General features: G+C 69.1%; 24 protein-coding genes, 1 tRNA gene and 2 pseudogenes. 15 read left to right on the top strand and 12 right to left on the bottom strand.

Annotated elements, in window-relative coordinates:
- Positions 1-187 precede the first annotated feature (187 nt).
- Positions 188-526: a MerR family transcriptional regulator gene (locus NUT86_RS20020; RefSeq protein ID WP_109890850.1), complete on the bottom strand. Its 339-nt coding sequence runs from the start codon at positions 524-526 to the stop codon at positions 188-190.
- A 658-nt stretch (positions 527-1184) separates the two neighbouring features.
- Between NUT86_RS20020 and NUT86_RS20015 the strand changes: the two genes are divergently transcribed.
- The 8 genes and pseudogenes from NUT86_RS20015 (at position 1185) to NUT86_RS19985 (ending at position 6659) form a co-directional block, all read left to right on the top strand.
- A complete protein-coding gene (locus NUT86_RS20015) occupies positions 1185-1589 on the top strand; it encodes an ATP-binding protein (protein ID WP_109890848.1) in 405 nt (134 codons plus the stop codon).
- Positions 1590-1619: 30 nt separating this feature from the next.
- Positions 1620-1840: pseudogene (locus NUT86_RS20010) on the top strand (hypothetical protein); the annotation flags it as partial.
- A 514-nt stretch (positions 1841-2354) separates the two neighbouring features.
- A pseudogene (locus NUT86_RS40660) lies at positions 2355-2585 on the top strand (helix-turn-helix domain-containing protein); the annotation flags it as partial.
- Positions 2586-2699: 114 nt separating this feature from the next.
- Positions 2700-3710, top strand: coding sequence for an XRE family transcriptional regulator (locus NUT86_RS20005; RefSeq protein ID WP_229838138.1), 1011 nt, complete (start codon positions 2700-2702; stop codon positions 3708-3710).
- A gap of 156 nt (positions 3711-3866) precedes the next feature.
- Positions 3867-4250: a DUF6415 family natural product biosynthesis protein gene (locus tag NUT86_RS20000; protein WP_109890844.1), complete on the top strand. Its 384-nt coding sequence runs from the start codon at positions 3867-3869 to the stop codon at positions 4248-4250.
- A gap of 1 nt (position 4251) precedes the next feature.
- Entirely contained in the window at positions 4252-4449 is a 198-nt protein-coding gene (locus NUT86_RS19995) for a hypothetical protein (protein WP_109890842.1), read from the top strand.
- Positions 4450-4622: 173 nt separating this feature from the next.
- Complete coding sequence (locus tag NUT86_RS19990; protein ID WP_274736789.1) at positions 4623-5795, top strand: cupin domain-containing protein; 1173 nt, start codon at positions 4623-4625, stop codon at positions 5793-5795.
- A 6-nt stretch (positions 5796-5801) separates the two neighbouring features.
- Positions 5802-6659 carry a hypothetical protein gene (locus tag NUT86_RS19985; RefSeq protein ID WP_109890838.1) on the top strand — a complete coding sequence of 286 codons (858 nt, stop codon included), beginning with the start codon at positions 5802-5804 and terminating at the stop codon, positions 6657-6659.
- Here NUT86_RS19985 and NUT86_RS19980 read toward each other — a convergent pair.
- From NUT86_RS19980 to NUT86_RS19965, 4 genes are all read right to left on the bottom strand, one after another.
- Positions 6639-8336, bottom strand: coding sequence for a relaxase/mobilization nuclease domain-containing protein (locus NUT86_RS19980; RefSeq protein WP_274736787.1), 1698 nt, complete (start codon positions 8334-8336; stop codon positions 6639-6641). The genes NUT86_RS19985 and NUT86_RS19980 overlap by 21 nt on opposite strands.
- A gap of 4 nt (positions 8337-8340) precedes the next feature.
- On the bottom strand, positions 8341-8682 hold the full coding sequence (gene mobC / locus NUT86_RS19975) for a plasmid mobilization relaxosome protein MobC (protein ID WP_174876371.1): 342 nt from the start codon (positions 8680-8682) through the stop codon (positions 8341-8343).
- A gap of 375 nt (positions 8683-9057) precedes the next feature.
- Positions 9058-9906 (bottom strand): DUF2637 domain-containing protein, encoded by an 849-nt coding sequence (locus tag NUT86_RS19970; RefSeq protein WP_167540546.1) that lies wholly within the window; start codon positions 9904-9906, stop codon positions 9058-9060.
- A gap of 261 nt (positions 9907-10167) precedes the next feature.
- Positions 10168-11628: a DnaB-like helicase N-terminal domain-containing protein gene (locus NUT86_RS19965; RefSeq protein WP_159489270.1), complete on the bottom strand. Its 1461-nt coding sequence runs from the start codon at positions 11626-11628 to the stop codon at positions 10168-10170.
- A gap of 364 nt (positions 11629-11992) precedes the next feature.
- Between NUT86_RS19965 and NUT86_RS19960 the strand changes: the two genes are divergently transcribed.
- The 3 genes from NUT86_RS19960 to NUT86_RS19950 all read left to right on the top strand — a co-directional run bounded on the left by NUT86_RS19960 (position 11993) and on the right by NUT86_RS19950 (position 14083).
- Entirely contained in the window at positions 11993-12508 is a 516-nt protein-coding gene (locus tag NUT86_RS19960) for a helix-turn-helix domain-containing protein (RefSeq protein WP_229838139.1), read from the top strand.
- A gap of 199 nt (positions 12509-12707) precedes the next feature.
- Complete coding sequence (locus NUT86_RS19955; protein ID WP_229838140.1) at positions 12708-12932, top strand: excisionase family DNA-binding protein; 225 nt, start codon at positions 12708-12710, stop codon at positions 12930-12932.
- Positions 12932-14083, top strand: coding sequence for a tyrosine-type recombinase/integrase (locus NUT86_RS19950; RefSeq protein WP_109890828.1), 1152 nt, complete (start codon positions 12932-12934; stop codon positions 14081-14083). The genes NUT86_RS19955 and NUT86_RS19950 overlap by 1 nt, the downstream gene beginning before the upstream one ends.
- Before the next feature lie 48 nt (positions 14084-14131).
- On the opposite strand, the gene NUT86_RS19945 is transcribed toward NUT86_RS19950, so the two are convergent.
- The 3 genes from NUT86_RS19945 to NUT86_RS19935 all read right to left on the bottom strand — a co-directional run bounded on the left by NUT86_RS19945 (position 14132) and on the right by NUT86_RS19935 (position 17490).
- Positions 14132-16780 (bottom strand): S1 family peptidase, encoded by a 2649-nt coding sequence (locus tag NUT86_RS19945; protein ID WP_159487585.1) that lies wholly within the window; start codon positions 16778-16780, stop codon positions 14132-14134.
- A gap of 8 nt (positions 16781-16788) precedes the next feature.
- Complete coding sequence (locus tag NUT86_RS19940; protein ID WP_109890824.1) at positions 16789-17115, bottom strand: trypco2 family protein; 327 nt, start codon at positions 17113-17115, stop codon at positions 16789-16791.
- A gap of 301 nt (positions 17116-17416) precedes the next feature.
- Positions 17417-17490 (bottom strand) — tRNA-Gly (locus NUT86_RS19935).
- Positions 17491-17796: 306 nt separating this feature from the next.
- Here NUT86_RS19935 and NUT86_RS19930 point away from each other — a divergent pair.
- From NUT86_RS19930 to NUT86_RS19915, 4 genes are all read left to right on the top strand, one after another.
- Positions 17797-17919, top strand: coding sequence for a hypothetical protein (locus tag NUT86_RS19930; protein WP_267908576.1), 123 nt, complete (start codon positions 17797-17799; stop codon positions 17917-17919).
- Between the two features lie 208 nt (positions 17920-18127).
- Positions 18128-18703, top strand: coding sequence for a dCTP deaminase (dcd, locus tag NUT86_RS19925; RefSeq protein WP_026170113.1), 576 nt, complete (start codon positions 18128-18130; stop codon positions 18701-18703).
- Between the two features lie 84 nt (positions 18704-18787).
- Positions 18788-19285 (top strand): phosphoribosyltransferase, encoded by a 498-nt coding sequence (locus NUT86_RS19920; RefSeq protein ID WP_026170114.1) that lies wholly within the window; start codon positions 18788-18790, stop codon positions 19283-19285.
- 275 nt (positions 19286-19560) lie between these two features.
- On the top strand, positions 19561-21045 hold the full coding sequence (locus NUT86_RS19915; protein WP_446750827.1) for a ricin-type beta-trefoil lectin domain protein: 1485 nt from the start codon (positions 19561-19563) through the stop codon (positions 21043-21045).
- 91 nt (positions 21046-21136) lie between these two features.
- On the opposite strand, the gene NUT86_RS19910 is transcribed toward NUT86_RS19915, so the two are convergent.
- The 4 genes from NUT86_RS19910 to NUT86_RS19895 all read right to left on the bottom strand — a co-directional run bounded on the left by NUT86_RS19910 (position 21137) and on the right by NUT86_RS19895 (position 26571).
- Positions 21137-22081, bottom strand: a complete 945-nt coding sequence (locus tag NUT86_RS19910; protein WP_018092392.1) for a Yip1 family protein — start codon at positions 22079-22081, stop codon at positions 21137-21139.
- Positions 22082-22180: 99 nt separating this feature from the next.
- The gene (locus NUT86_RS19905; protein ID WP_274736781.1) at positions 22181-22744 is read right to left on the bottom strand and encodes a GNAT family N-acetyltransferase; all 564 of its coding nucleotides are present in this window, start codon (positions 22742-22744) and stop codon (positions 22181-22183) included.
- 73 nt (positions 22745-22817) lie between these two features.
- Positions 22818-24137: an FG-GAP repeat domain-containing protein gene (locus NUT86_RS19900; protein WP_274736780.1), complete on the bottom strand. Its 1320-nt coding sequence runs from the start codon at positions 24135-24137 to the stop codon at positions 22818-22820.
- Between the two features lie 166 nt (positions 24138-24303).
- Entirely contained in the window at positions 24304-26571 is a 2268-nt protein-coding gene (locus tag NUT86_RS19895) for a (Fe-S)-binding protein (RefSeq protein ID WP_018092395.1), read from the bottom strand.
- Positions 26572-26607 lie beyond the last annotated feature (36 nt).

Here is a 26607-nt window from a genome sequence, read left to right as displayed (position 1 = left end):
ACGCTGCCGCGAGATCAGGGCCGCGGTGCTCAGCCCGGTTGGCGTCAGGGTGACGGCGAAGAGCTCCGGCGACGTTATCGACGGAGCTCGTCTGCGTGGCTGCTGTGGGTCAGCTGTGACGCCGGCCTCTCCGACGCCGACTGAACGTCCCCGGGGCGCCGGCCGCGCGCGAGCGCGGGAGCGGAGTTCAGACGTCGGTCTTGAGGCGGGGCCCGGAGGGCGAAGTGCGCAGTTCTTCGTTGATGCGCTGAGCTTCGTCGAGCTGGTCTTCGAGGATGACGATGCGACAGGCGGCGTCGACGGGGGTTCCCTGGTCGACGAGTTCGCGGGCGCGTGCGGCGATACGCAGCTGGTAGCGGGAGTAGCGGCGGTGGCCGCCCTCGGAACGCAAAGGCGTGATCAGCTTGGCCTCACCGAGGGCCCGCAGGAAGGCGGGGGTGGTGTCGAGCATTTCGGCGGCTCGCCCCATGGTGTAGGCGGGGTAGTCCTCGTCGTTGAGACGGTCGTGAGAGATTTCTGCGGTCATTTGCACCTCTGATGGGGAATACATCATGGGGCCCTGGTGCCGAACACGCACCAGGGCCCCGAGGGATTTGAACACCATCTGCCGGCTTACTGCGATGCCGGCCTTCTGTTTCCGCACCGTCGCCCGGGAGAGGGCGGGAAGTGCGGGGATCGCGGATGCGTGACCGGGGACCACCTTCCAATCCGGGGCCTGCGGTACCCGAGCGGACTCACTTCCTCGCCCGGGCGATCCTGATGGCGTCTGCCTCCTTCTCATCCTTCTGCTGGCCTGCCTGCTACTGCGGATTGTGCGGTTCTGCTCGCGGCCCCGGGGGCCGCCCGGCCCGGCAGCCAGTCGCGGTGCCCACATGCATACCTCTCGGCCCCGCGACTCCACTGCCGTGCCTCTTCTGGCGCTGCATGCACGGCAGTTCGACCTCTGCCGCGCCTTTCGATCTCTTGGCTACGACGAAGAGCCTAACGACCGGGGTGCCGCATGTCTACCACCGTCATGACAGATTTTCTGTGAAAGTGATGGCCGAGCTTCTGTCGTCCACGCCTGATGGAAACTGCACCAGGAAGCGCGTTGCCGGGGTGTGGGAACCGAGGGGGCGGGCACACTGCCCGTCACGGAAAAAAGGCGCAACAGGCCACAGGCGGGGTGTACGCGCATGAACGGTATGAAGATCACCAGTGTCCCTCATCCCCTACCGGCCGTGGTGTGGGGCGAAAGTCCGGACAGCATCCACCGGGCCCGCGAGGCGACCCGCGCATTCACTGACAACCTCACCCCAGCACCGGATCCCGAGCGCGCGGACACCCTCCTCCTGGTGGTCTCCGAACTCGCCACCAACGCACTGCGCCACGGCGGTGGCCGGTACACCCTGCAACTCTTTGCCGGTCCGGACACGCTGACCGCTGCGGTCAGCGACCTCAGCTCAGCGGCCCCCCGCGACCGCACACCTGATCTCAACGGCGGCAGCGGTGGATTCGGCTGGCACATGATCCGCCACCTCACCAGCCACCTGACCATCACCCCCGCCCCCGGAGCCGGCAAGACCATCCGGGCCCAACTCCCCCGGTAGCGGGGCCGGTGGTCCCGCTACCGGGGCCTCGATTACGCCGACGACCCGGAGAGGGGCGTCATCGACCTCTCCTCCACCAACCCCTGGGACGCCTCGTCGTGGCCGCACTGGACGCCATCGAGACCAAGTACGCGCAGCGCGGCAAGACCGTCGAGACCGTCGGCCTGAACGAACCCAGCGCCCACACCCGCAAGACGCTCAGCGGAACTCACCGGCAGCAACTGACCGTTGCTGCACATCGGCTTGCCTGATGCGCGGCAGCAGAGAAGCCGTTGGCGTGAGGCAGCCCTTCTGCACACTGGTCGTGGCCTTCCCGCGCGCATACGGCACGGTCGCTCGCGACGCTCGTCGAGCAGTGTTTTGCCGCCGATCCGTGCGATGAAACGTGGCTTCCAGAAGTCACCGTAGTGCCGGATGCGCATGCAACGCTGGGTGAAGAGCCAGGGGCTCTGCATCGTCCCGCCAGTCCTTACCAGTCCGGGGCCTCCTGGTCGCAATTGCTGCTGAGCAGTGTGGAGCGAGGGCATCAGCTTCCGCAGGCGCAGCCCGGGGCCGGATCCGCACCGACCGTCCCGCTCGCGCTGCAGCCGTCACTGCTGGTTCCTGCGGACGGATCGTCGCTGCACACCGCATGGTGGTGCGGCTGTCGGCTCACTCCAGGACGGCGAGGTGGTCGGCGGCGCCCCCGCGCCACTCGATCAGGAAGAGGGTGGCGTCGAGCTGTCTTGCCCTCTACAGCCGCGCCCCTTCCGCCAGTAACGTTGCGTGCTCACGCGATGCGGATACGGGACTTCGGGGGCGTGCCCAGTGGCGGGAAGTGAACTGACACTCGGTAAGACGGTCGCCAAGGCGCGCAGGCGCAAGGGATGGCCGCAGCGGGACCTGGCTGCGATGATCGACCGGTCGGAGAGTTGGGTGTCTCAGGTCGAGCGGGACGTGATCCCGGTCAACAGCCTGGATGCACTACGTCAGATCTCCGACGCCTTGGACATTTCGCTGTCTGAACTTCTCGCTGCCGCACCGTCTGAACGATCGCCAGCATCGACTCGGCGTCGGGCTGCCTCGGCTAGGGTTGTTCGCAATCTTGGTCCAGAGGAGGGGGACGACCCCGTGCGACGCCGCGAACTTCTGGCCGCTGCGGCGGTGGTCTTTACCACCCCGCTGGCTGGCGCCTCTCCGGCCGAGGCCAGCGCCCTCGGGCAGCTGGAGGACCACCTGCTCTATGGCACTGCCACCGTGCCGAGGCGCGGTGAGGTTTCACCGGCTGGCGTCGCTGCCGAAGTGAAGGCGTCCCGGCAGGAATTCCGAGCCGCCCGGTACGACACGCTGGCCCGCAACCTGCCTGGCCGGATCGCACAAGCACAGGCCCTGGAGCCGGCGGAGACGTCGGCCACCGCCGTCGCAGACCTCTACAACATCGCCACTCGACTCTGCATCAAGCTCGGTGAGGACGGTCTGGTGGCGATCACCGCGGACCGTGCGCTGACCTCTGCGCGGATCGGCGGGGACGCCCTGACGATCGCCGAGGCGCACCGGATGGTCTCCAGTGCCTGGCGCCGCCAAGGCCATCTGGCACGTGCCACCGACATCGCCGTCAAGGCTGCCCAGGACGTACGTGCGGACCGCCGTACCCCCGAGGTAGCCCGGCTGGCCGCGAGTGTCTCGCTGCTGGCCACTGCCGCGTACACGGCGGCCAAAATGGGCGATCGGCCCACCGCGCACGGGCTGATCGGCGAGGCCGCCGAAGCCGCCGAAATCGGCCGGACGAGCCCCGAGGCCCGCACGGACACCGGTACCCAGCAAGTGCTGCTGCACCAGCTTTCCGTCCGCTACCTGCTCGGTGACGCCGGACAGGCGATCGACCTGGCCAAGACCATCAACCCCGCGGCCCTGCCGACCGCCGAACGGCAGGGGCGCTTCTTCACCGACGTGGCCCGTTGCTTCGACCAGTGGGGCAAGCCAGAGCAGTGCTACCGGGCTCTGCTGGCGGCCGAGCGGGCCGCACCGCAGGAGATCCGGCGCGGTTCGGTCAAGAGCCTGGCCACCGGCCTGCTCCGGCATGACCGGACCCTCCCGGGCGTCCGGGCGTTCGCCGGCCGCGCGGGCGTGGCCGTCAACTGACCCACCCGCAAAGGGATTACTACCTCGCAACCCGGTTGCGGATCTGCCTACTCCTCCGGCGGTTGACTCGTACTCAGCCGCCAGGGCCGCGTACGGCCGGCCTCTCCTCGCCCCTGGCAGCGGTGACAACCACCACCGTCTTCGAGGAGTTGCACCATGGATGCCACCCGTGCCGATCAGCAGCCGCTGCCGGGTCAGTTGCGCCCGGCAGGCACCGACGGCATCGACCAGATCCAGGCGGACATCGCCGCAGCTCTGCGCTCCACCATCGTCCTTCCCCCGTATGACGAAGTCCTCCGGCTGATCGACACCCTCAAGGGACATCTCGACCCGCTGGTCGAACAGGCCAAGGAGCACGTCCAAGTACACCGGCCGGGCGAGGTCGCCTGGTACCGGGAACACGCCCAGATCGACAACGCCCAGATCCAGCTGCGATCTGGGCCTGGCGACGGACTGGTGTCGGCCGCCCGTCGCCTTCAGTCGCTGGCCCGCTCCGTCCAGCAGATGCTCCGCCAGATCCACCACAACCAGGGGGCGTGAGGTGACGCGCTCCGAGCACGGAGCCAGGGGCCGCCACCGCAGCGGTGAGCCGCGGCTGGACATCTGGCTGGGGCGCCTGTGGCTGCTGGGTGCCTCGGCCACCCTCACACTCCTGGCCCTGACCGTGCAGCAGGACGCCGACCACACCCTGACAGCCCCGGCCTCCGCGCCCGACACCGACCCGGCGCCGCCCGTCTAGGCGCCCACAGATTTCCCGCCGGAACCCCGGTGGGAGAACCGAAGAGAAAGGAACATGCGATGAACGACCTGATCGTCTCGAAGCGTTCCGTGCAGGCCGCCCGCAGCCAGGACCGGCTGAGCGACGGCGGCGGCACTGGCAAGGGCGACGGCAACGACTGATCGGAGCCGTAGATGACCGCCATCTTCTCGGCGGTCCGGAGCCTCGGCGGGGACTTCCCCGCCGAGGCGTTCGGCCGCACCTATCGCCTCTGGCCGCGCGTCGGCGACTTCTCGGACCTGTTCACCTGGGACGACCTCAACGAGATCATCGCCCGGCACCGACTCGAACCCCCACGGCTGCGGCTCTTCAACGACGGCAGCCAGATCCCGCAACACAGCTACGCCCACCCTGTGGTGTCCAAACGCCACACGGTCTGGCACCGGATCGAGCCCGCCAACCTGCACCACCAGCTCAAGGACGGCGCCTCGCTCGTCCTGGACGCCGTCGACGCACTGCACCCCGGCGTGGAAGACCTCGCGACTGCACTGGAGCGGCACTTCCGTACCGACGTGCAGGTCAACCTCTACGCCTCATGGACTCCGAAGGAAGGCTTCGGAGTGCACTGGGATGATCACGATGTGGTGGTCGTCCAACTCGAAGGCACCAAGCGGTGGAAGATCTACGGCGCCACCCGGATCGACCCCCTGCGCGTCGACACCGAGGCCCCCGAGCCACCAACCGGGGCCCCGGTCGCGGAGATCGTCCTCCAAGCCGGCGACATGCTCTATTTGCCCCGGGGTTGGTGGCACGCCGTCGCTGCCACTGAGGGCCGGTCCCTCCACCTGACCTGCGGGCTCAAGCCCACCACCGGAGCGGACCTCCTGTCGTGGCTCTCGGACCAGCTACGGGTCTCGACCACGGTCCGTGCGAACCTGCCGTACTTCGCCCCTCCGGACGAGCGGACCGCGTATCTCCAAGCCTTGCGCAAGGAGTTCGCCGACGCCCTGCACGAGGGGGTGATCGAGGAGTTCATCAACGCCCGGGGGAGCACGGATGCCGGTCGGCCGATGCCGTCACTGCCGTTCGTGGACGGCATCCCCGCGGACGGGAGCTTGTGCGTCCGGCTCACCGCCGCCGGAGCCTGGTACGGCGTGGACGAGATCGGGCACCTCGTGTTCAGCGCCGGCGGTCAGGAGTGGACGTTCAGCAGGGCGGTCCTCGCCGTGATCAAGCTTCTCCTTGACGGAAGCGCCGCAACCCTGGGCGAGCTGTCGGTAGGCTCCGGGCTCCCCGTCGGCCACGTCGCAGCTCTCATCTCCGAGCTGGTCGAGGCCGGTGTCGCCGCCGTCAGCCGGAGAAGGTAGCCGACGATGTTCACTGCCCCTGAGCCTGCCGTCAGGGACCGCATGTTCTCCGCCCGCGGCCACGCCTGCGCCCTGATGGGCCTCGTCGACGCCACGGGCGGAGAGGTGTGGGGATACGCGGGCAGGACGCTTTCCGGAGCTGTCTACACGCCTACGGGGGTCGCGTGGCTGCGGCTGGTGAGTGATCCCCAGGGGAAGAGCGGCGGGAAGCTGTGGGAAGGCCCGCGGGAGGCGGAACGGTCCCTCCCATCCGCAGTGCCCCGGCCCCGGCTGCTTGGTCTACGCGACTGGTCGACGGACGGCTGGGACTACCGGGCAGAGCACTACGACTTCGTCGCGGCACCGCCCGTGGCCAAGAGCCCGGTACTCCACCACCACGCCGATCTCCCGGACATCTGGTGGCAGGACCTCCACCTGGCCCTGACACACATCGCGCTCGTCGGCACAGACCGTCAGGCGGTGCGCGAGGAGTACATCCGGCGCCGCGTCCCGGAGTTCACCGGCGTCACCCCCGGCGAGATCACCTGGACCACGGCCCACGGCGACCTCCACTGGGCCAACCTCACCGGCCCGGCACTGACCCTCCTGGACTGGGAAGGCTGGGGCACGGCACCCATCGGCTACGACGCCGCAACCCTCTACCTGCACTCCCTACCCGTGCCGGACGTCGCCGAGCGCATCCGCAAGGAATTCGCCCACGTACTGGACACCCCGCCCGGCCGGATCGGCGAACTGACCGCCTGCACGGAAATCCTCCAAGCCGCTCCCCGAGTGCCGTTCTACGCAGACCTGGCCGACGACGTACGGCAACACCTCAGTCGGCTGAAGGACCCACGATCCGGATCAGCGTGGTCGGGCCGGTGAGCGCTGCGAGGACGGGACGGCTGCTGCTGAGGCCGGCGCGGTGGGGTGTAGCGCGGTGCTGCGGGCCATGGCGGCCTGCGCCCGAGGGCCGGAGGCGTGGCGCTGGCCGAGGCGTTGGATGCGCCAGGTCAGTGCGCGGGCGGGGTGGCGGGCGTCGTCCAGGGAGCGCTGGCTGAGTGCCTGATCGAGGACCGTGGCCGCGTTGTGGCCCTGCGTCTCTGCTTCGGCAAGCACGGTGGCGAGTGCATCCCAGGCCCGGCCTTCCACAATGCGCTCGGCGTGTTCGGGGACGGCCCGCTGGAGGTGGTGGGCGTAGCGGTGCTTGGTCTGCTGGCCAGGAGCGCGGCGGGCGAGGTCGCCGAGTGCGGGTTCGATGACCGTTCCGTAGGCGGCCTGGAGGTGGACGAGGGCTTGCTGGGCTGCCGCCTCCTGCTGGGCGTGCTGGTGCGTGCGGTGCCAGTGGATCGCGAAGGCCACTGCGGTGAGCGCGGCGTCCAGCAGCATCGCCGGCCCCGACCCGTCGCCCGCCGCATCGGGATGACGCCAGATGGCTTGGACGCTGCGGCGCAGGACGCGTGCGCTGTCGCGGTCGGCGGTGATGCGAGAGCGGGTGGCGCGCTCGAAGGCAGCTGCGGCCAGCTGCAGTTCGGCCTTCGCTGCGGACGGTGCGGTGACCGGCAGAAGGTCCAGGGCCGCGCCGAGCGCGACCAGCTGTCCCTGGGCCGCGTGGTCATCGCCGAAGGTGAGGTGGCTGGCGATGCGTTCGGTGGCGGCTGTGGCCTGGTGCCACGGATCGCCCGGCCGCGGAGCGATCGGCTCGGGGGCGGTGTCGGAGAGGCGTTGGCGGACCTTGGGCAGGGAGAGGTCGCTGGCGAGGGTGGAGCCGGAGAACCACACCGGCTCGCCGACCTTGTTGACGTCGCCGGGCAGGGCGACGCTGTAGCCGAGGACATCGCCGGAAGGCCCGGCCTTCGGCCGCACGGTCACGCCCGTCGCCTCCAGCAACGCGAAGAACTCGGCCTCGCTGGACGCGGCTGCCACCGCGCGGCGTACCCGGAGGCGCAGGACCTCGCGTGCTGTCGCGTCCTGGCCCTGGCGCTTGGCCTTGAAGTGCTCCTTGCTGGTCGGGCGCTTAGCAGCGGTGCCGTCACCTGGCTTGAGCCGCCTGAGCCCGTAGTCCACTTCGATCCTGCGGGCTTCCTTCTGGACAGCGCGCTGGTCGTAGCCGCGGCTCGGACGCCGGCCGTCCTGGCGCACCAATGTGGCGGCGATGTGGATGTGGTCGTCCGCGTGGCGCACCGCCACCCACCGGCACGCCTCCTCATCCCCGTCGGGCGCGATGCCGGCGGCGGCCGCGATCCGGCGCGCCACATCCGCCCACTGCTCGTCGGTCAGGATCGGGTCCTCGGGGGCGGCACGGACGGGGCAGTGCCACACGGTGTGCTTGGGTGCCTTGTCGCCCAGCATCTTCACGGGCTGGTCGAGCTGCGCGGCGAGCTGGTCCGCCACGTCCTTGGGGTTGCGGTGCGGGCTGCGGCCGGGGTCGGGGGCGAAGTCGTTCCAGGAGGCCACCAGGTGGGGGTCGGTGTGCTCGTTGGCCCGGCCCTTGCCGAAGAGGTAGCCGATCGTGCGGCGCGTGGCGTGTGGGCCCTTGCCGAGGATGATCTTGGGTATCAACGGCTCACCGACCCGTGGTCACGTGAACGATGGCGTCGTCCACTTCAGCGATCGATGTCTCGACCCGGTCCAGGAGCCGTTGGACGGTGTCGTGGTGGGGCCAGGCGCCGTCCTCGTTGAGGTGCCGGGTGAGCTGGTTGAGGTTGTTGCCGACCATGGCGAGCTGGCGGTTGGCATCCATCAGCGTCTTGACCGCGGCGCGATAGTCGGCGACCGCAGCGGTGGGGGCATCGGAGCGGGCAGCGGCGAGCGAGCTTTCAGCCACGTAGCCGCCAAGCGCCATGTGACTCAGTTCAGCGGCCTTCTGGACGAGGCCGAACTCGTTGTCGCTGTAGCGGGGATACACACGCTTCTCACGCGGCTGCGGCTCTCGCAGACGACGATGAGGGGCAGGTGTCTGCGGTGCGCTCGGTGAGGACTGACTGGCCCCTCCTTCGGTCGGCTCCCCTGGGCCGGCCGACTCCGGCGCCCCCTCGGCGCCGGTTGCCTCCGCCCCCTCTGGGGCGGAGGCCGGGTAAGGACTCCTTACCCGACAACTTGCTGCGTCTGTGACGGTGGTGGGGCTCTCCTCCTGGTAGGTACGGGCTTCGTGGTGCTGGTCGCGCATGGGTGGTTCTCCGGGGTGTTGGCGGTCTGACGGCGGCTCGTCTCCATGCCTGGGTGAAGGACGACGAGCGAGGAGGGCGGGCCCGGCGCTCAGTCCGAGCGCCGACGTGGGCAGTCAGGCGGCGCGAGCGGGCGCACGATCGAGATCGGCTTGCAGGGCGTCCTTGATCTCGTTGAGTCGGTCCTTGCCGATGGGCAGGCCCTTGGCTCGGATGGCCGCTTCGACGTGGCGGCGCGAGACGCGGCCATTGCGTCCCAGGGGCGCGGTGCGGCCGATGTCGAGAAGTTCGTCCATCGTGGCGCTGGGCTGTCGGCCCTTAGACGTGGCGCGCGACTCCGGGGCCTCCGCCACAAGGGCGGCGTCTTCCGCCACATGATCGGTGCTGTCTTCCGCCACCTCATCGGCCGGGCCTTCCGATGCGACCGCCCGATGGCCGAACTTGCCATCGGAGTGGGCGTATTGAAGGGGGGTGTCGGCACGGCCGGGTTGGCCGACGAGGGCCGTGTGGCGGTGTGTGGCTGAGCCCTCCTGTGGGCGGTGGGTGGCGAGGTGGCGGCGTATGACGAGGTAGAGGTGGACGGCTCCGGCGAGGGCGAGCGGGGCGATGGCGGAGAGCGCGCCGACGGTGACGTCGTCGAGGTGGAGCTGGGTGCGGTGGTTGAGGTGAATGGCGTGCAGGGCGTTCGCCCAGATGCTGGTGACGGTGGCGGTGCCGACCAGTGCCCACACGTACAGGCGGGAGCGCAGTGGGGCGGTGCGCAGGATGATCAGGGCGCAGATGCCGATGGCGATGAACCCGTCGATCACAAGAGGGAAGGCGTAGGTGAGTGGCCCGCGGATGTGGATGGCGAGGGCCATTTGACGCAGTGCGTCGTAGGAGAGGGCGAAGCCGATTGCGCCGAGCAGAGCGATGCCGAGGCGGATGGTGGCGGTACCCGGCAGGGGGGCCGGAGTGGAAGGCATGTGGGTGGTGCTCCAGGGGTGGTGCGGGCTGGAGTGGTAGGGCGTTCACGGCGTTCACGAGGGGGGCGTACACGCGAGCCCCCTCTAAAGGGGGGGCTCGCGCGTGAACGCTCTGTCGCGTGTACGGCGTGTACGGTCGCGTGATCGCCTGACCTGGGGTTTTGTCGCGAGCGTGAGCGGTGCGTGGGCCTCGTGAGGGCACGTTCGCGCAGGGGGCGCGTGTACGGTCGCGTGAACGGTCCAAGCGCCGGTGCGGTGGCGTCAGGAGACGGCGTTGATGTGGCGGACCGCGGTGTAGTAGCGGGCCTGCTGCCCGCCTCCGCTGCCTCCGGCGACGCCTTCGGCCTTGGTGGCCTGTCCGGTTTTGACCAGCCGCTCCAGATCGCGTCGGGCCTTCTCGACGGCGCCACGGCTGGGAGTTGGCTCGCCGCTGAGGATGGTGGCCAGGTCGCGGGTGGTCAGGCCACCGGGGTGGGCCTGGAGGAGCCCGGAGGGGTCGAGAGCGGGGTCGACGGTCGTGGTGCCGCGTACGTGGTCGTGGATGACCTGGAGCGGGCCGATCTCGCCGGTGACCGTCTTGAGGTGGTGGACGGTCACGGCCGGGTCTCCCGCCTCCCCGGCAATGAACAAGACGCTGCCGGCACCTGAGGTGAGCCAGGTGGAGCCGTACACCCGGTCGAGGCTGGGCCGTTGCCCTCGTGGAGCATCGGCTGCCGCCTTGCGCTGGTGGTGCAGCTCCATGATTTCGACGCCGTTGCGCAGAGCGCGGCTGCGGGCGTTGTGGAAGGCGACCGCGAGGGCGTCGTCGACCAGGGTGCTGACCGAGTCCTTCAGGCTGTCGATCACGATGGTGTCGGCCTGGTGCGCGGCTGCGAGGTCGGCGAGGAGGTCGGGCTCCTTGTCGAGAGTGGCGGGCAGCGGGCCCTGCCAGACGGCGAGCCGGTCCCGCAGGATCGCTTCGTCGGCGATGGGGTCAATGCGACGGGCCAAGGCGCGGGCGATCTGCTTGGGGCGGTCCATCGCCAGGTACAGCACCCGTTTGCTGGGGGCGACCGGCATGTCCAGGACGGTGCCCTGGAGGCCGAGGCGGGCCAGGATCACCTGGTGCGCCAGGGTGGTCTTGCCGACGCCTGGCGGTCCGACGATCATCAGGCTCTCCCCAGAAGCCCATGCGGTCTTCTCGGGGGTTCCCCACAACGGCTCCGTCTCCGCACCGGTCTCGGTGACGAACCGATAGCCGTTTACGAGGTGGCGGGACAGGCGTCCTTGGCCGGAGGCGAGCGCACGCTCGCGCTCGGCGCGAACGTCCGCCTCGATCTCGCTGCGTATCGCATCGGGATCGGCGCCCGGCTCCTGGGCGCGCTGGACGATGCGCAGCCCGGAGGCGAGCTGATGGCGCAGGTCTGCCTTTTTGCGCACGATTGACGCGTGGTACGCGGCGCCGCTGATGCCGGGGGAGGCTCCTGCGAGCCGGTGGGCGTAGTCCGGGCCGCCGACGCGCTGGAGGTCACCCTGCTCGCTGAGGCGGTCGTTCACGGCGATCGGGTCGGTCGGGTTGTCCTCGCTGTGCAGGGCGAGCAGGACGCGCCAGATCGTTTCGTGGGCGGGCCGGTAGAAGGCGCCGTCGCCGAGCACGGGCCGCACCTCTTCGATGGCCTCCCGGCTGTGCATGCAGGCGCCGAGCACGGCCAGTTCGGCGTCGATGTCGTGCGGCGGCTGCATGGAGGCGTCGATCGCCGAAGGGGGTGCCGCTCCCGTGGCGGGTGACAGGTGCGGCGGCGGGGTCGTACTGTGGGGCACAGAGCTCCTCAACTGCGGGCCATCGGGGCGGCAACCCCGGCCATGCAGGCAGATCGTTCAGGGATGGGCGGTTGGTGAGGTTTGCGCTTGAGCCCTCGGTGCCGGCAAGCACCGGGGGCTTTTTTCGTGGATCCGAGCGGTCTCCGGCGGTCATGTGGGGGTGGTGGGGGTACCAGCATGCCACATGAATGCGAATTGCAGAAGCCCTCTGCGTATTGCAGAATCCATGTTACGCTTAAGGGGCGATGCAGTCCGCAGCGCAGACACGGCAGAAAGGAGGTGTGCGGTGGCAGAGGATGAGTTGGACGAGGGGGTCCTGCTCCGCGGCGAGGAGAACGTCGCCCTGCGGCTCAAGATCGAACGCGAGACGCGTGGGTGGAGCACCAACGCCCTGTCGGATCGCCTGGTTGAAGCCGGGTACGAGATGAACCCCTCCGCCGTGTGGCGGATCGAGAACGGCAAGCGCCGGATCAACCTCGACGAGGCGATCGGGTTCGCCGAGGTGCTCGGCGTCTCCCTGCAAAATCTCGTCGGTCCACCGCAGCTCGCTGCGAAGGCACGGGCCATGGAGCTGATCGACGACGTCGTCCGCGCCTTCCGGGAGACCCAGCGGGCCGGCGTCAGCCTCACGCGGGCCCGTGATGCCCTGGACGCCTACCTCGCCGAACACCCCGACATCCGCGAGGAAGCCGACGTCATGGTCTCCAACGCCATGGCCGAGGAAGCCATCGCCAACTTCGCGATAGGGCCCTACGACGCCCCGTCGCCTGGCGAATACCCCGACGATGAGCAGCGCGACTGAGCCGTCCAGGATCGGTCCCTGTTCGCCTCCTGCCCTGAGCCCGCAAGCCCTCAGTGGCTGGGAGATCTCACCGCCCATCCCTCCAGAACGACCCGGCAGTTCGGTGTTGCCGCACCGTACCTGCCAGACGAGGACTCACCCCTTGCGCCAACCGGCGATACCCCACGCCTCCGCCCGCTCCCTTCGTGCTGGGAAGGAGGTGATCACACCCGATGCCGGTGCCCTCCTGACCGTTGATGAGGCCGCCGAGCGTCTCCGGACCGGCGTCCGCTTCATCCGGCGCCTCATCCAGGAGCGCCGCATCCAGTACGTCAAGGTCGGTCGGCATGTCCGCATCCCCGATGCGGCACTGAGCGCCTACGTCGCGGAGAGGACCGTTCCGTCCCTCCGCGAGGCGCGGTCCTCCTACCGGAAGGCGGCCTGATGGCGGGCCGCAAGCCGCAGCGGCGGCGTGAGTTCGGCACCGTCCGTCAGCTCCCCTCCGGTCGGTGGCAGGCGCGATACTGGGCACCGGACGGCAGCCGCCGCACTGCTCCGGAGACCTTCGCCACGAAGACCGATGCGCAGACCTGGCTGACCCTCACCCAGGCCGACATCGAGCGCAACCACTGGATCGACCCCGATGCCGGCGCCGTGAACTTCGAGGCGTACGCGCTGAAATGGGTCGACGAGCGCGGCCTTTCGGCGACGACGGAGGAGCTGTACCGCAGGCTCCTGCGGCTGCACATCCTGCCCGTCTTCGGGGCCCTGGACCTGGACGAGATCACGCCGCCCGGTGTGCGCACCTGGCGTGCCGAGCGGCTCCAGGCCACGGGCGCGACGACGGTCGCCAAGTCCTACCGGCTCCTCAAGGCCATCATGGAGACGGCGGCAGACGACGAGCTGATCCGCCGCAACCCTTGCCGGATCAAGGGGGCGGGCAGCGAGAGGGCCAAGGAGCGGCCGACGGCCACCGTCGAGCAGGTCGACGCGGTCGCGGACGCCATGGGACCGCGGTGGCGTCTGATGGTCTACCTCGGGGCATACGGGCCGATGCGGCCGGAGGAGCAGGCGGCGCTGCGACGGCCCAGCGTCACGTTGGAACCCCTCGCCGTGAAGGTCAGCGAGGCGGCACCAGAGCTGACCACCGGTCGACGCGTCGAGGGCGACACCAAGTCGGATGCGGGCGTGCGCACCATCTATCTGCCCGCCTTCCTCTACATCGAGGTGAAGCGGCACCTCGACTGGTTCGCCGAGAAGGACCTCAACGGCCTGTTGTTCGTAGGCGAGAAGGGAGCACCCTTCCGACGCTCCACCTTCGGTCGCAAATGGCGCCGGGCCCGCGCCAAGGCCGGCCTGCCGGAGGACTTCCGCTTCTACGACCTCCGCCACACCGGGCACACGCTGTCCACCCAGTCCGGTGCCACGCTCAAGGACACGATGGTCCGTGCTGGCCAGTCTTCGGAGAAGGCCGCGCTGATCTATCAGCACTCTCCGGACGAGCGGCAGCAGGAGGTTGCCGGGGGCATCGACGCGAGGGTGCGAGCTGCGCGCGATAAGGCGGCGTCTCAGCGGCAGGTTGCGAAAGAAGCATGAACTTCCCAGGGGGACGACAGCACGTCGTCCCCCTGGGAGGCAGATCGGCTACTCCTCCGGGTTTTCCGGCCCGCTGCGGTAGCGATCGCCCTGCAAACGGAGGAAATCATCGAGCGACATGTAGCTGCCACCCTGGCCGACCCGGCCAGCAGGAGGAGAGGGGCTGGGTCTCGATTCTGATGCTCGGACGCTCCTCGCAAGGGCGACCACGCGGTCTACTGCTTCGCTGAGTGCGCGTGTGTGCCCGTCGTCGAAGGGGATGCCAGCAATCGAGTGGCAGGCGTTGGCGATGCCGATGACCACCGGCTTGTCAGCAAGACATTCCACTTTGCCGCCGAAGGTGTCCTCTACAACGGTTGCGTCGACACGAGCGCCGTTAATCCAACTGAGCTGCGCGATCATGTCGGCGATGTGCTCGGACGAACCAGACGAGTCGTCCCTGGACGCCAGGCCGTGCTGGATTGTGCGGGACCGAGCATCTTGCAGCAGAGAGAGAACCTGCTGGGCTTCGGCGTGGACGTCTGCCGAGTCCGGGGTTCCGGCGGGAGGTACTGGCTCAGCTGCAGCAGCTGATCTGGTGCGAAGCCTGTTCAATGCGTGCTGGGTCATGCTGATCGCCCACTTGGAGAGAGCTGGGTCTGTGGCAGCTTGCTGCGCCCGGTCCTCCACGGCTGTCTTGACCTCGGTGATCCATTGCAGCGCAGAACTCTTGCCGAGTTGATCGGCGACTTCGTGAGTTGCCAGCGAGAGGAGTACATCAGGAGCCTCTGCGACGGCCTTTGCAGCACTCACTGCGAGTTCGGGCTGAGCGTCGGCTGCTCGGGAGATAACTGTGAGCCCTTGCTGCCGTTGTTCCTGCGCCAGCGACGGATGCTGGAGGAGGCTGGCGATGAATTGGTGGTCGCTTGCCTCCTCGACCTCGCTGATGACCTCTCCGGCGAGCAGATCCGGGCCGATGGACCCCCACCGCGCGCCGCTGCCGGACGGATAGAGCACAGCGAGCATGTCCTCAACGGCGTCGACGAGATGGGCATCTGGACCGGCGCCTATGGGAAGTCCATGGTGGTGGGCCTCCAGACCCGCGGCGATGGCTGCTCGTGCTTGTGCTCGATCGCCGGCACCGGCCAGACTCTGCGTCGCGACCATGGTGCGCAGGAGACCAGGCTGACGCTGGAAGGTCCCGTCCAGGCCGCGAGCACGAGCAATCCGCTGCCAGTAGCGCTCCTCGTGGGCCAAGAGCACGTCGGTTGGGTGCCCGTACGCGGCGAATGCTGGATTGATCTCGGCGAGTAGATCCGCAAGGGCTGTCATGTGCAAGGTCAGGACGCTGGAGTGTCCTTCGGGCGGCGCAATGCGCCTTGGCGTTGCCGGTGTGGCTGCTGCAGAATCCCAGTCGTCCTCAATCCCTGCCCCCTTCAAGATACGGATGCGCTCCGCGAAGGCATGCCTTGCGGCTTCGTATGCCGATCCAGGGGCGGCAGCGTCGATGCAGTCGTTCACCTCTACACCGAGACCCGCCCCCATCGACGCAGTGCCCCGGTGTGAACGGCGAAACGGCTGCCACCAGCTACCTTGATCGCGGGCCAGCAGCAGGATCCGAATGGGCTGAGCGGTGCCGCCGCTGCCACTCACGATGTTCAGCAGCTCATCGACTTGATCGAGGCGCGTTTCGGCGTAATCGACGATCAAAAGCAACGGTCGGTTCGCTGTGGTGAGGGCCTCGTATTGCGCCGTCCGCAGCGGCGTTTCGGAGAGAAACCCACCTGCCCAGGGCCGTGGTGAGTCGATGCCGGCCTGGGGCTCGCCCAGATGGCGTAGCAATTCGCTGGCGAGCCGAGTCTTGCCGACGCCACCGGTGCCGGTGACCGCGGCAACGTCGATCCGGCGTCCGCTGTGACACCACTGCGCCAAGCGTTCGGACTGCTCTTCAAACCCTGACATGGGCACGACCTGGGCCTGGGCCGAGAGCAGGTAGGAAGCAGAGAGTCGTGGGTCAGGGGTGTCGTCGAGAAGTGCTTGTAGATCGGCAGGCTGAAGCTGGGCTGGCAGTCCAGTGGCAGCGCTGACCGATTTGGCGAAGCCTTCGGCTGCGAGGAGCCACGAGATGGGAGTTGCCAGGAGGAGTGATGCGTCCCAATTCTCGGGTGCCTGCGTTGCCAGACCTACCAAAAGTCCCTCACAGAAGATGCCGGCACCGGACATCCCCTGCCACAGGGTGGGCTCGGATGGACGTGCGTCACTCACTTCGAGTGCGTAACGCTGGGACCGGGCCGCCGTCGTCGGGTAGATGTACCCGTTGACGACCTTGGGATCGCTGACCACGACCTCCGGTGACCTGCGGAGGAAACGTCGCCGCATTGCCCTGGGGAAACCGATTGCTGTGCAGACAGGCCGTTCGGCTGGATGCTCGCAGGTGAGTTCACCCCACCTCACGATCGGTACGTCCACGCCGAGTTGTTGCCGATCGGTTTGCAGGATGGCGCTGTCGAGGCCCTGGTCATGCCAAGTCACCTGCGCGTTGACTGCCGGTCCTCCGTCGAGGGCACGGACCAGCACAGGCTGACCATCTGGACCCTGGCGGCATGCGACATGGGCTGCGGTGAGCACGAGGCCAGGCGCGATGATGGTTCCTGAACCGAATGTCTTGTCACGGGGATTGCTGACTTCTACGGCCCGCTGGCGGAGGTGTGCGCTCACTCGGGCCCTCAGCCCAGCGGCACTTCGCCAGGCAGGGGATCGAAGCCGCGTCCCTCATCCCCGATGAGGTTCTCGTCTGGCCGATCCACCTGCAGATTCACGGTCAGCTTTTGTGTCTCCGCCTTTGTCCGTTCACCACGTGTGTCAGCAGAGACGACGAAAGCCTTGACCCCGCCGCTCGCAGACGCCGAGTGGCGCAACTCGATGCTGAGCTCGAGCGTGACATCACTGACTTTGAAGCGGAGAGATGACCCCTCGCCATCGCGTTGTGCTGCTGCAAGGCCCTCCCGAACGGCCCTTAACGCCTCGGCCAGTTCCGTTCCGCTCGACTCCATACGTTCCCCCTCGTAGACCTGAACTCCAGTAGGCCAGTCAGCTACTGATGGCGCTACCTAAAGCCCGGAAACCGCCCTCTTTGCAGACGTGAGTTCACACCCACTTGACGCGTTAGTGGCGCAGGTCACAGGAATTCCGTCTCGGGATTCGAGACGCTGCTCGACGCGTGGCTTCAGCGGCGTCGTGCGGCCCCTCTCCGTGCAACCCGTAGAGGGGAGTTGGGGCACGCGGAGGGCACGCCCACCCAGGAGAGGTCTAGACAACAAACAAGCCCCAGGCCACTGACCTGGGGCTTTCATGTGGAGCGGGTGACGGGAATCGAACCCGCGCTCTGAGCTTGGGAAGCTCATGTTCTACCATTAAACTACACCCGCGTGATCCCGTCTCGGATCGAGAGCGGAACATCGTCGCACACTCTACCCCATCGCCGCCCCGCGGTGCATTTGGCATGCCCGGATGCCGTGAGTGGGGGTGTGGGGCGGGGTGTGGGCCGTGGTCTCGGCGGGGTGTGGTTCGGGGTGGGATGTGGGTGCGGGGTGCGGGAGTTGGGGCGTACGGTTGGGCGTCGGAGTGCCGCGTGTGATGGCGCCCAGTTCATCCCCTAATGTGGCTTTTGTTGTCCACGCAGTTGGGAGAGGGACTTGATGGAGCGCACCGTCGTACGTTGTGCCGAGGGCCACGTGTTCAGCACCGCTTCGTTCCCGATGCAGACCACCGACCGGCTCGGTCCCGGACGGCTGTTGCGCTGCCCGCGCTGTGCTCGGCTGCGGCACTCGGTGCCCGTCGAGCACGCCAAGCGGTAGCGGTCACGAGAAGCAGAAGCGATCAAGACAAGAGAAGTGTGGCGGCGATCAAGGAAGTCGCGGCACTTCGCTGAGAGCGGCGGCCGTGCCTCGTGAGAGAGGCAGTGGCCGGCAGCAGGACGAGGAGTGGACGAGGCCCGGCTTCCCCGGTGGGGGGCCGGGCCCTCGTCGTGCGAGGGGGGCCGGACGGGCGCGTATCCTCGTCTGCGTGCTTCTCTCAGACAAGGACATCCGGGCCGAGATCGATGCTGGTCGGGTGCGTATCGACCCCTACGAAGAGTCGATGGTGCAGCCGTCCAGCATCGACGTGCGGCTCGACCGCTATTTCCGGGTGTTCGAGAACCACCGCTACCCGCACATCGACCCCGCCGTCGAGCAGTCCGACCTGACCCGTGAGGTCGTGCCCGAGGGCGATGAGGCGTTCATCCTGCACCCGGGCGAGTTCGTGCTCGCCTCGACGTACGAGGTCATCACGCTGCCCGACGACCTCGCGTCCCGGCTCGAGGGAAAGAGCTCGCTGGGGCGGCTGGGGCTGCTGACGCATTCGACCGCCGGGTTCATCGACCCGGGGTTCAGCGGGCATGTGACGCTGGAGCTGAGCAATGTCGCCACGCTGCCGATCAAGCTGTGGCCGGGCATGAAGATCGGGCAGCTGTGCATGTTCCGGCTGACCTCGCCGACGGAGCACCCGTATGGCAGTGAGAAGTACGGCTCCCGTTACCAGGGGCAGCGCGGTCCGACGCCGTCCCGTTCGTTCAAGAACTTCCACCGCACGCAGGTATGACACGGCCGCGTCGGTGTGGGGGGCGCGCTCTACAGGGCGGGCGCGTGGCAGAGGGTGTGGACACAGAAGGTCTGAGAGAGATACGTGAGTGACGTGCGGGAGAACCTGACGTACGAGCGGTTCGGCGGGGCGATCCGTGAGCTGGCGCAGACGATCGCCGATGACGGGTACGAGCCCGATGTCGTGCTGTCGATCGCCCGCGGCGGCGTCTTTGTCGCAGGGGGTCTGGCGTACGCGCTGGACTGCAAGAACATCCACCTGGTGAATGTGGAGTTCTACACCGGGGTGGGGACCACCCTGGAGATGCCGGTCATGCTGGCGCCGGTGCCGAACGTGATCGACTTCTCGGACAAGAAGGTGCTGATCGCCGATGACGTCGCCGACACCGGTAAGACGCTGAAGCTCGTGCACGACTTCTGCCAGGGGACGGTGGCCGAGGTCCGCAGCGCGGTGATCTATGAGAAGTCGCACTCGCTGGTGAAGTGCGAGTACGTGTGGAAGCGCACGGACGAGTGGATCAACTTCCCGTGGAGCGTCGAGCCGCCGGTCGTGCGGCGCGAGGGGCAGATTCTCGACGCCTGAGGTGACAGGGCCGGCCGACTGCCGCTCCCGGTAAGGGAGTTGGCGGTCGGCCGGCTTTTCGTTGTGCCGCTTTCGGCCAATCCCGTTCCTGGTGTTCCGCTGTGGGCTACCTCCGAGTACAACCCGCGGTGACGGCAGACGGGAAGGGAGGCCCCATAGTGCGTGCGAGACGCGGGCGGTGGGCGTTACGTGGGCGGAGTACGGGATACGGGTCGCGGACGGGGCGCGGGCGGCGGCTGAGGACCGCCGTGGCGACCTCGACGGCGGCCCTGACCATGGTGTGCACCGTGGCGGCGGGCGGGGCGAGCGCCGCCCCCGGGGCCACGGGCGGCACGGCGGCCGCCGGCGCCACGGCCGCCAAGCCGCTGGCGCCCGAGCTGGAGAAGATCCGGGCCCGGGAGGCGGACCGGCTCTACGGGGACCCGGCCCAGCGGCCCCTAGGGGAGCGCAAGACCTCGTTGATCTCGCTGGGGGACAGCGAGATCTCGGGGGAGGGCGTCGGGACGTACGAGCCGGGGACGGACGGTCCGGACAACTGGTGTCACCGGTCGCCGGACTCGGCGATCCACCGGACCGGGATCGCGGCGGAGGTGACGTACAACGCCGCCTGCTCGGGCGCGGGAACCGGCAACATCGTGATCGGCGGCAGCAAGCAGTACGCCGACGAGCTGGTGCAGAGCGACAGCCTCGCCATCGCGGCCCGTAACACCCGGCTGAAGATGGTGCTCCTGGTGGCCGGCGCCAATGACGATCTGCAGTTCGGGCCGGTGATGACGGACTGTGTCACCCGCTGGTTCCTGCTGCAGGGCACCTGCGAGCCGAAGTACCAGCCGGGCTGGCAGGCACGGGTCGACGGGCTGGTGCCGAAGGTCGGGAAGACGGTCGGCGATCTGCGGACCGTGATGCGGGACGCCGGCTACGCGGACGGCGACTACCGGCTCGTGGTGATGTCGTATCCGAGCCCGATCGGGCCGGACGTCGAGGACAACCCGCGGTATCCGGGGAAGCTGCCGGGCGGCTGCACGGGCTACACCTCCGACGCGGGCTGGGGGCGCAATGCCGCCGTGCCGGCCTTCGAGAAGGGGGTGCGGAAGGCCGCGCGGGACTCCGGCGCGACCTATCTGGACGCCTCGCGGCTGTTCCACGGGCACGAGGTGTGCATGGAGGAGACCTGGGCCCGCGGGCTGTATGTGAACCTCTCCAACCCCTTCCCGCCGAACTCGAATTCGGTGCGGCAGTCCTTCCATCCCAACGCCCGCGGGCACGGCGCGTTCGCCTCGTGTCTGACCCAGCTCTACGCGTCGGGGCTGCGCGAGGCGTCCTGCGCCGATCCGGCGAGCACCGGGCAGCCGAAGCTGTACCCGGGCGCCTGGGACGACGCCTACCGGCCGCTGAAGAACGCCGCGACGGGGAGCTGTGTCGATGCGGCCGGGGGCGCCAGCCGTAATGGCACGGCGGTCGGCGGCTGGGACTGCCACGGGCAGCGCAACCAGGGCTGGTGGTACGACGAGGGGCAGCGGTCGCTGCATGTGGAGCTGACCCAGGACCGGTGCCTGGACGTGCCGGGCGCGCGGTACGCGGCCGGGGCCGGGCTGGTGCTGTGGAACTGCTCGGGCGCGGCCAACCAACAGTTCGTACGGGCCGACGGCGGCACGCTCCGGCCGGCCGCCGCGCCCTCGCTGTGCCTGACGCTGGCCGGGGCGAAGGAACCGCTGCGGCTGCAGGCGTGCGACGGGTCGGCCGGGCAGCGGTTCGCCTGAGGCCCGTAGGGAGCGAGCCTGTCCTACACAAGGGGCCCGCTCCGGAGCCGAGTGCTCCGGGGCGGGCCCCTTGCCGTGGCCGGTGTGGCCCCTACAGGGTGCCGAGCTTCACCAGGGCGAGCAGCGCGACCAGCTGGATCGCGGCGGCGCCGAGCGCCTTGGGCCACGGCAGGTCGTGCGACTTGCTGACCATGGAGGTGAGCAGATAGCCGGTGGCGAGCCAGGTCAGCCAGCCCAGGACCTGGACCAGGGTGCTGTCGCCGCCGAGGAACATCGCGAACAGCAGCCGGGGCGCGTCCGAGATCGTCATGATCAGCATGGCCAGGCCGATGGTCGGCTGCCAGGCACCGTCACCGCCGAGCTGGCGGGCCATGGTGTGGGTGACCGCGCCCAGGATCAGGCTGCCGACGATGAACATCACCGCGGTGATCAGCACCCACGGGATGATGTTGGAGAGGGTGGCGTTCAGCACATCCTCGCGGGCCTTGTCGAAGCCGAAGACCGCGAGCACGCCGTAGACGAAGGTGACGATCAGCGCCGGGGCCCACACCTGGTGGTCGCGCATCTGCCAGAACGTGGCGTCGGGGCGCAGCACGATGCCGGACAGCAGCTGCTTCCACTGCAGCCGGGGGCCGGCCGGGGGCGCGCTGGTCTGGCCGGCGCGGTAGGTGTCGCCCGCCCCGTACTGGTCGGAGCCGCCGTCGTACTGGCCGGCCGGCGCGCCGTAGGCGTCCGGGGCGTCGCCGACGCTGAACTGCTGGGTGTGACCAGGGTTGTTGTCGTTCGCATACGGTGCGTAGGACTGCTGCTGGGGCTCATAGGCACCGTCGCCGAAGTACTCGGGCTCGCCGTACTGCCCGTGCGGCTGCGGCTGCCCCTGCGGTCCGCCGCCGTACTGCTGCGGTGCCGGCTGCCATTGCCCAGGCGGCGAGGGGGGCTGCTGCCCGTACGGCCCTTGCTGCCCGTACGGAGCCTGCTGCCCCTGCTGCCCCTGCTGTCCGTTCTGCGCGGGGCGGGCATCCCGTCCGCGACCCATCCTGAATCCAGCCACGTACTCGAAAGTACCTGGTCCGCGTGGATTGCGAGGCGGAGCAGGGGGTTCGGGCCCCGGTTTGCTGCTGACCTGTGACATCCCCTAGGGGGTTCCCCGAGGGGGCCGGGGGCCGGGGGTCGGTGTCCAGCGGAGGGTGAGATCCGGCAGGTTCTCCATGTTGGCGCTGCCGTCGTTGACCTCCACGACCCGGAAACCGTGGTGGGCGTAGAACGCCCTTGCATCGGTGTTGAGTTGGAAGACATGCAGGTACAGGCCGTCGGGGCGGAGCCGTCGCGCCTCGGCGAGGAGGAGGGAGCCGATGCCGGTGCGCCGGACCTCCGGGCGGAGGTAGAGCTGTTCGAGCAGCTCGCCCTGCAGGGACGCATAGCCGAGGAGCGCCGTGCCACGGACGGCGACGAGGGTGTGACACTGCGGCAGCACGATCTCCCGTATCCAGCGGGTGACCTCTGCGTGGGTACGGCGCTGGGGCGGCAGGTAGGGCATGGTGGCCTGCCGTGACGCCTGGTGGACGGCGGCGATCGCGGGGGCGTCGGTGGGGAGGGCGAGCCGGACCGTGACGGGCGGGGCGGGCGGCGTCTGGCGGGGTGCGGGGCGTACCAGGGTGCTCGGATCGTCGGCCGTGGCCCTGCCCGTGTCTGTGTTCATGGCGTCATGCTCGGATGCGTCCCGCGCCGGGACAAGTGTATTAGCCACCGGCCACAACTCGGCTGGCGCACCGTCAGGGAGCCGTGAAATCCGCCGTGGTGAAGGAGTGTGCGGGCCGCGCGGCGAGTCCTGACGGACCGCCGGGCAGCACCGTCACCCTGTCGTGGGTGCGGTCGCGCTGCGTGAGGAGGACGAGGTCGGCGCGGTGGTCACCGTCGAAGTCGGCGAGGGCGAGAACGGTGGAGTGCGGGCGTCCGGAGCCGGGAAGACGGGGCACGGGCAGGCGGCGGGCGGTCGTGGAGAGCCCGTTCGCGGTGCCGCTCAGCAGGGCGGGGCGGCTGCCGGCCACGACGAGATCAGGGTTGCCGTCGTGGTCCACATCACCGGCGGCGAGGGTCGGGATCCGGCCCGCGCCGGTACGGATTCCGCCGGGGCGGCCGCCGACGGAGAGCAGACCACCGGTGTCGGCGGTGACGGAGGTCACCCCCCGTCCGGCCCCGGCGAAGCGGCCGAAGACCGTGGCGTAGCCGGGCGGGTAGGCGGCCGGGCCGGCGCGGAGCGGGCCCCGGGGGCCGCCGAGGGCGAGCCGGCTGCGGGCGCGGCGGCCGGGGTCGGCGGCCCGTACGAGGAGGTCGTCGGTGCCGTCGCCGTCGATGTCGGACGACGACAGGGGGGTGGTGGTCGCGAGGGCGGTGCCGGGGATGTCGACCGGCGCTCCGGCCGCCTTCGGGGCGCCGGTGTGGGTGAACGGGCCCCGCAGATAGCTGATCCGGGGGCCGGAGGCGGTGACGGCCAGGTCGGGTGCGCCGTCGCCGTCGAAGTCGCCGCAGACCGGCTGGTCGGGCCATTCGTTGCCGAATCTCGCCCGGTCCGGGATGCGGAGTTTCACGGCACGGGCGGGACCGAGGCCGTGCGGTGAGCCGAAGAGGAGCTGTACGGGGACGGGCGGGCGGCCGATGCCGTCGTAGGGCGGGTCGGTGGTGACGACCAGGTCGCTGAAGCCGTCCCGGTCGAGATCGCAGACGGTCTCGGCGTCGAAGGACGCGGGGGCGGTCCCCGCGGTGGGGGCGGCGTGGCGGGCCGGGGTGAGCAACTCCCGGGTGGCGGGGACGAGCCCGTGCGCGGAGCCGTAGACGATGCCGATGCCCGGGTCGTCGTCATGGCCGCCGGACGGTGCGAGCAGGCTGTCGAGGACGAGGTCGGGGTGGCCGTCGCCGTTGAAGTCGTGGGCGGTCCGGCTGCCGTGGCCGGCGGGGACGGGGCGCGCCCGCGGCAGCGAGGAGGCGCGGTGGGGCGAGGAGGGACGTGCGTCGCCTGCGGGGGAGAGCAGACCGCAGGAGCTGAGCACAAGGGCCAGCCCGAGCCCTGCCGTCGCGGCGATCCGTCTTCCCATGCCGTATCCACCCCACCTGTAAGCCTGTTGTCGTGTCGCCGGCCGCAGCCCCCCGATGCTCCCCGGTGGCCCGCCGCCCCGCAATGGCCGCACCGGCCGTCCGGAAAGGCCGGCGGCCGGCCCCCTGTGAGGGACCGGCCGCCGGCCAACGTTCCTGCCCGTGCGGTTACTTCACCGGCTCGGGCTCCGGCGCGTCCTCCGGCTCCTCGTCGCCCGCCGGGTCGACGGGGGTCTTGACGGAGTCCAGCAGCAGCTGGGCCACGTCGACGACCTGGATGGATTCCTTCGCCTTGCCGTCGTTCTTCTTGCCGTTGACCGAGTCGGTCAGCATCACGAGGCAGAAGGGGCAGGCCGTCGACACGATGTCGGGGTTCAGCGACAGCGCCTCGTCGACCCGCTCGTTGTTGATGCGCTTGCCGATGCGCTCTTCCATCCACATCCGGGCACCGCCGGCGCCACAGCAGAAGCCGCGCTCCTTGTGGCGGTGCATCTCCTCGTTCCGCAGGCCCGGCACCTTGGCGATGATCTCGCGCGGCGGGGTGTAGACCTTGTTGTGTCGGCCCAGGTAGCAGGGGTCGTGGTAGGTGATCAGACCCTCGACCGGGGTGACGGGGGTGAGCTTGCCCTCGTCCACCAGGTGCTGGAGCAGCTGGGTGTGGTGGATGACCTCGTACTCGCCGCCCAGCTGGGGGTACTCGTTCGCGATCGTGTTGAAGCAGTGCGGGCAGGTCGCGACGATCTTCTTCGACGACTTCGGCTTCTTGGTCGACTCGTCCTCGTCGTCCTCACCGAAGGCGGCGTTCAGCGTGGCGACGTTCTCGGCGCCGAGCTGCTGGAAGAGGAACTCGTTGCCCAGACGGCGCGGCGAGTCACCGGTGCACTTCTCGTCGCCGCCCATGATCGCGAACTTCACGCCCGCGATGTGCAGCAGCTCCGCGAAGGCCTTGGTGGTCTTCTTGGCGCGGTCCTCCAGGGCGCCGGCGCAGCCGACCCAGTAGAGGTACTCGACCTCGGTGAGGTCCTCGACGTCCTGGCCGACGACCGGAACCTCGAAGTCGACCTCCTTGGTCCAGGCCAGGCGCTGCTTCTTGGCCAGGCCCCAGGGGTTGCCCTTCTTCTCCAGGTTCTTGAGCATCGTGCCCGCCTCGGACGGGAACGAGGACTCGATCATGACCTGGTAGCGGCGCATGTCGACGATGTGGTCGATGTGCTCGATGTCGACCGGGCACTGCTCGACACAGGCGCCGCAGGTGGTGCAGGACCACAGGACGTCCGGGTCGATGACGCCGTTCTCTTCCAGGGTGCCGATCAGCGGGCGCTCGGCCTCGGCCAGCGCGGACGCGGGGACGTCGGCGAGCTGCTCGGCGGTCGCCTGCTCGTTGCCCTCCATGTCCTTGCCGCCGCCCGCGAGCAGATACGGCGCCTTGGCGTGGGCGTGGTCGCGCAGCGCCATGATCAGCAGCTTCGGCGACAGCGGCTTACCGGTGTTCCAGGCGGGGCACTGCGACTGGCAGCGGCCGCACTCGGTGCAGGTGGAGAAGTCGAGCAGGCCCTTCCAGGAGAAGTGCTCGACCTGGGAGACACCGAACTGGTCGTCCTCGCCCGGGTCCTCGAAGTCGATCGGCTTGCCCGCGCTGGTCATCGGCTGCAGGGCACCGAGGGCGACACCGCCGTCCGCCTCGCGCTTGAACCAGATGTTGGGGAAGGCCAGGAAGCGGTGCCAGGCCACACCCATGTCGGTCTTGAGCGAGACCGTGATCATCCAGATGAAGGACGTCGCGATCTTGAGGGCGGCGAAGAAGTAGGTGAGGTTCTGCAGGGTGCCGAGGCTCATCCCCTTGAAGAACGCGACCAGGGGGTACGAGATGAAGAACGCCGGCTCGTAGTGGTCGACGCCGTGCTGGGCGCCCTCCAGGGCGTGCAGCGTCACGATGCAGATGCCGACGATGAGGATGACGGTCTCGACGAAGTACGCCTGGCCGGTGTTGGAGCCCGCGAAGCGGGACTTGCGGCCCGCGCCGCCGGGGCGGTTCAGCTGGCGGATGACGATCAGGACGATGATGCCCACGGTCGTCAGCGTGCCCATCGCCTCGACGAACATCTCCCACGGCAGCCAGCCGCCGATGACCGGGATCAGCCAGTCGGCCTGGAAGAGCTGGCCGATGGCGTTGACGATCGTCAGCAGCAGGGTGAGGAAGCCCACCGCCACGAACCAGTGCGCCACGCCGACGACGCCCCAGCGGTTCATGCGAGTGTGGCCGACGAACTCCTTGGCCACGGTGACGGTCCGCTGGGCGGGAGCGTCGGTCCGGGTGCCTGCGGGCACCGGCTGGCCCAGTCGCATCTGGCGGTAGATCTGCAGGAGGGCGCGGCCGAACAGCGCCACGGCGACCGCGATGAGCACCAGCGACACGATGATCGCGGCGAGTTGCATGGGAGGCTCCTCGTACCTGCGAGAGCGGAAAACGGT

This window comes from Streptomyces sp. G7(2002), from assembly GCF_028870195.1.
Classification (GTDB): Bacteria; Actinomycetota; Actinomycetes; order Streptomycetales; family Streptomycetaceae; genus Streptomyces; species Streptomyces nigrescens.
Note: the sequence above shows the minus strand (reverse complement) of the source record. Positions and strands in the feature narration are given on the sequence as shown.

Bases quoted from the DNA above. Each gene is read 5' to 3' on its own strand.
- NUT86_RS20020 (WP_109890850.1), bottom strand. From the start codon at position 526: ATGACCGCAGAAATCTCTCACGACCGTCTCAACGACGAGGACTACCCC.
- NUT86_RS20015 (WP_109890848.1), top strand. From the start codon at position 1,185: ATGAAGATCACCAGTGTCCCTCATCCCCTACCGGCCGTGGTGTGGGGC.
- NUT86_RS20000 (WP_109890844.1), top strand. From the start codon at position 3,867: ATGGATGCCACCCGTGCCGATCAGCAGCCGCTGCCGGGTCAGTTGCGC.
- NUT86_RS19990 (WP_274736789.1), top strand. From the start codon at position 4,623: ATGACCGCCATCTTCTCGGCGGTCCGGAGCCTCGGCGGGGACTTCCCC.
- NUT86_RS19985 (WP_109890838.1), top strand. From the start codon at position 5,802: ATGTTCACTGCCCCTGAGCCTGCCGTCAGGGACCGCATGTTCTCCGCC.
- NUT86_RS19970 (WP_167540546.1), bottom strand. From the start codon at position 9,906: ATGCCTTCCACTCCGGCCCCCCTGCCGGGTACCGCCACCATCCGCCTC.
- NUT86_RS19965 (WP_159489270.1), bottom strand. From the start codon at position 11,628: ATGCAGCCGCCGCACGACATCGACGCCGAACTGGCCGTGCTCGGCGCC.
- NUT86_RS19950 (WP_109890828.1), top strand. From the start codon at position 12,932: ATGGCGGGCCGCAAGCCGCAGCGGCGGCGTGAGTTCGGCACCGTCCGT.
- NUT86_RS19940 (WP_109890824.1), bottom strand. From the start codon at position 17,115: ATGGAGTCGAGCGGAACGGAACTGGCCGAGGCGTTAAGGGCCGTTCGG.
- NUT86_RS19915 (WP_446750827.1), top strand. From the start codon at position 19,561: ATGGTGTGCACCGTGGCGGCGGGCGGGGCGAGCGCCGCCCCCGGGGCC.
- NUT86_RS19910 (WP_018092392.1), bottom strand. From the start codon at position 22,081: ATGGGTCGCGGACGGGATGCCCGCCCCGCGCAGAACGGACAGCAGGGG.
- NUT86_RS19905 (WP_274736781.1), bottom strand. From the start codon at position 22,744: ATGAACACAGACACGGGCAGGGCCACGGCCGACGATCCGAGCACCCTG.
- NUT86_RS19900 (WP_274736780.1), bottom strand. From the start codon at position 24,137: ATGGGAAGACGGATCGCCGCGACGGCAGGGCTCGGGCTGGCCCTTGTG.
- NUT86_RS19895 (WP_018092395.1), bottom strand. From the start codon at position 26,571: ATGCAACTCGCCGCGATCATCGTGTCGCTGGTGCTCATCGCGGTCGCC.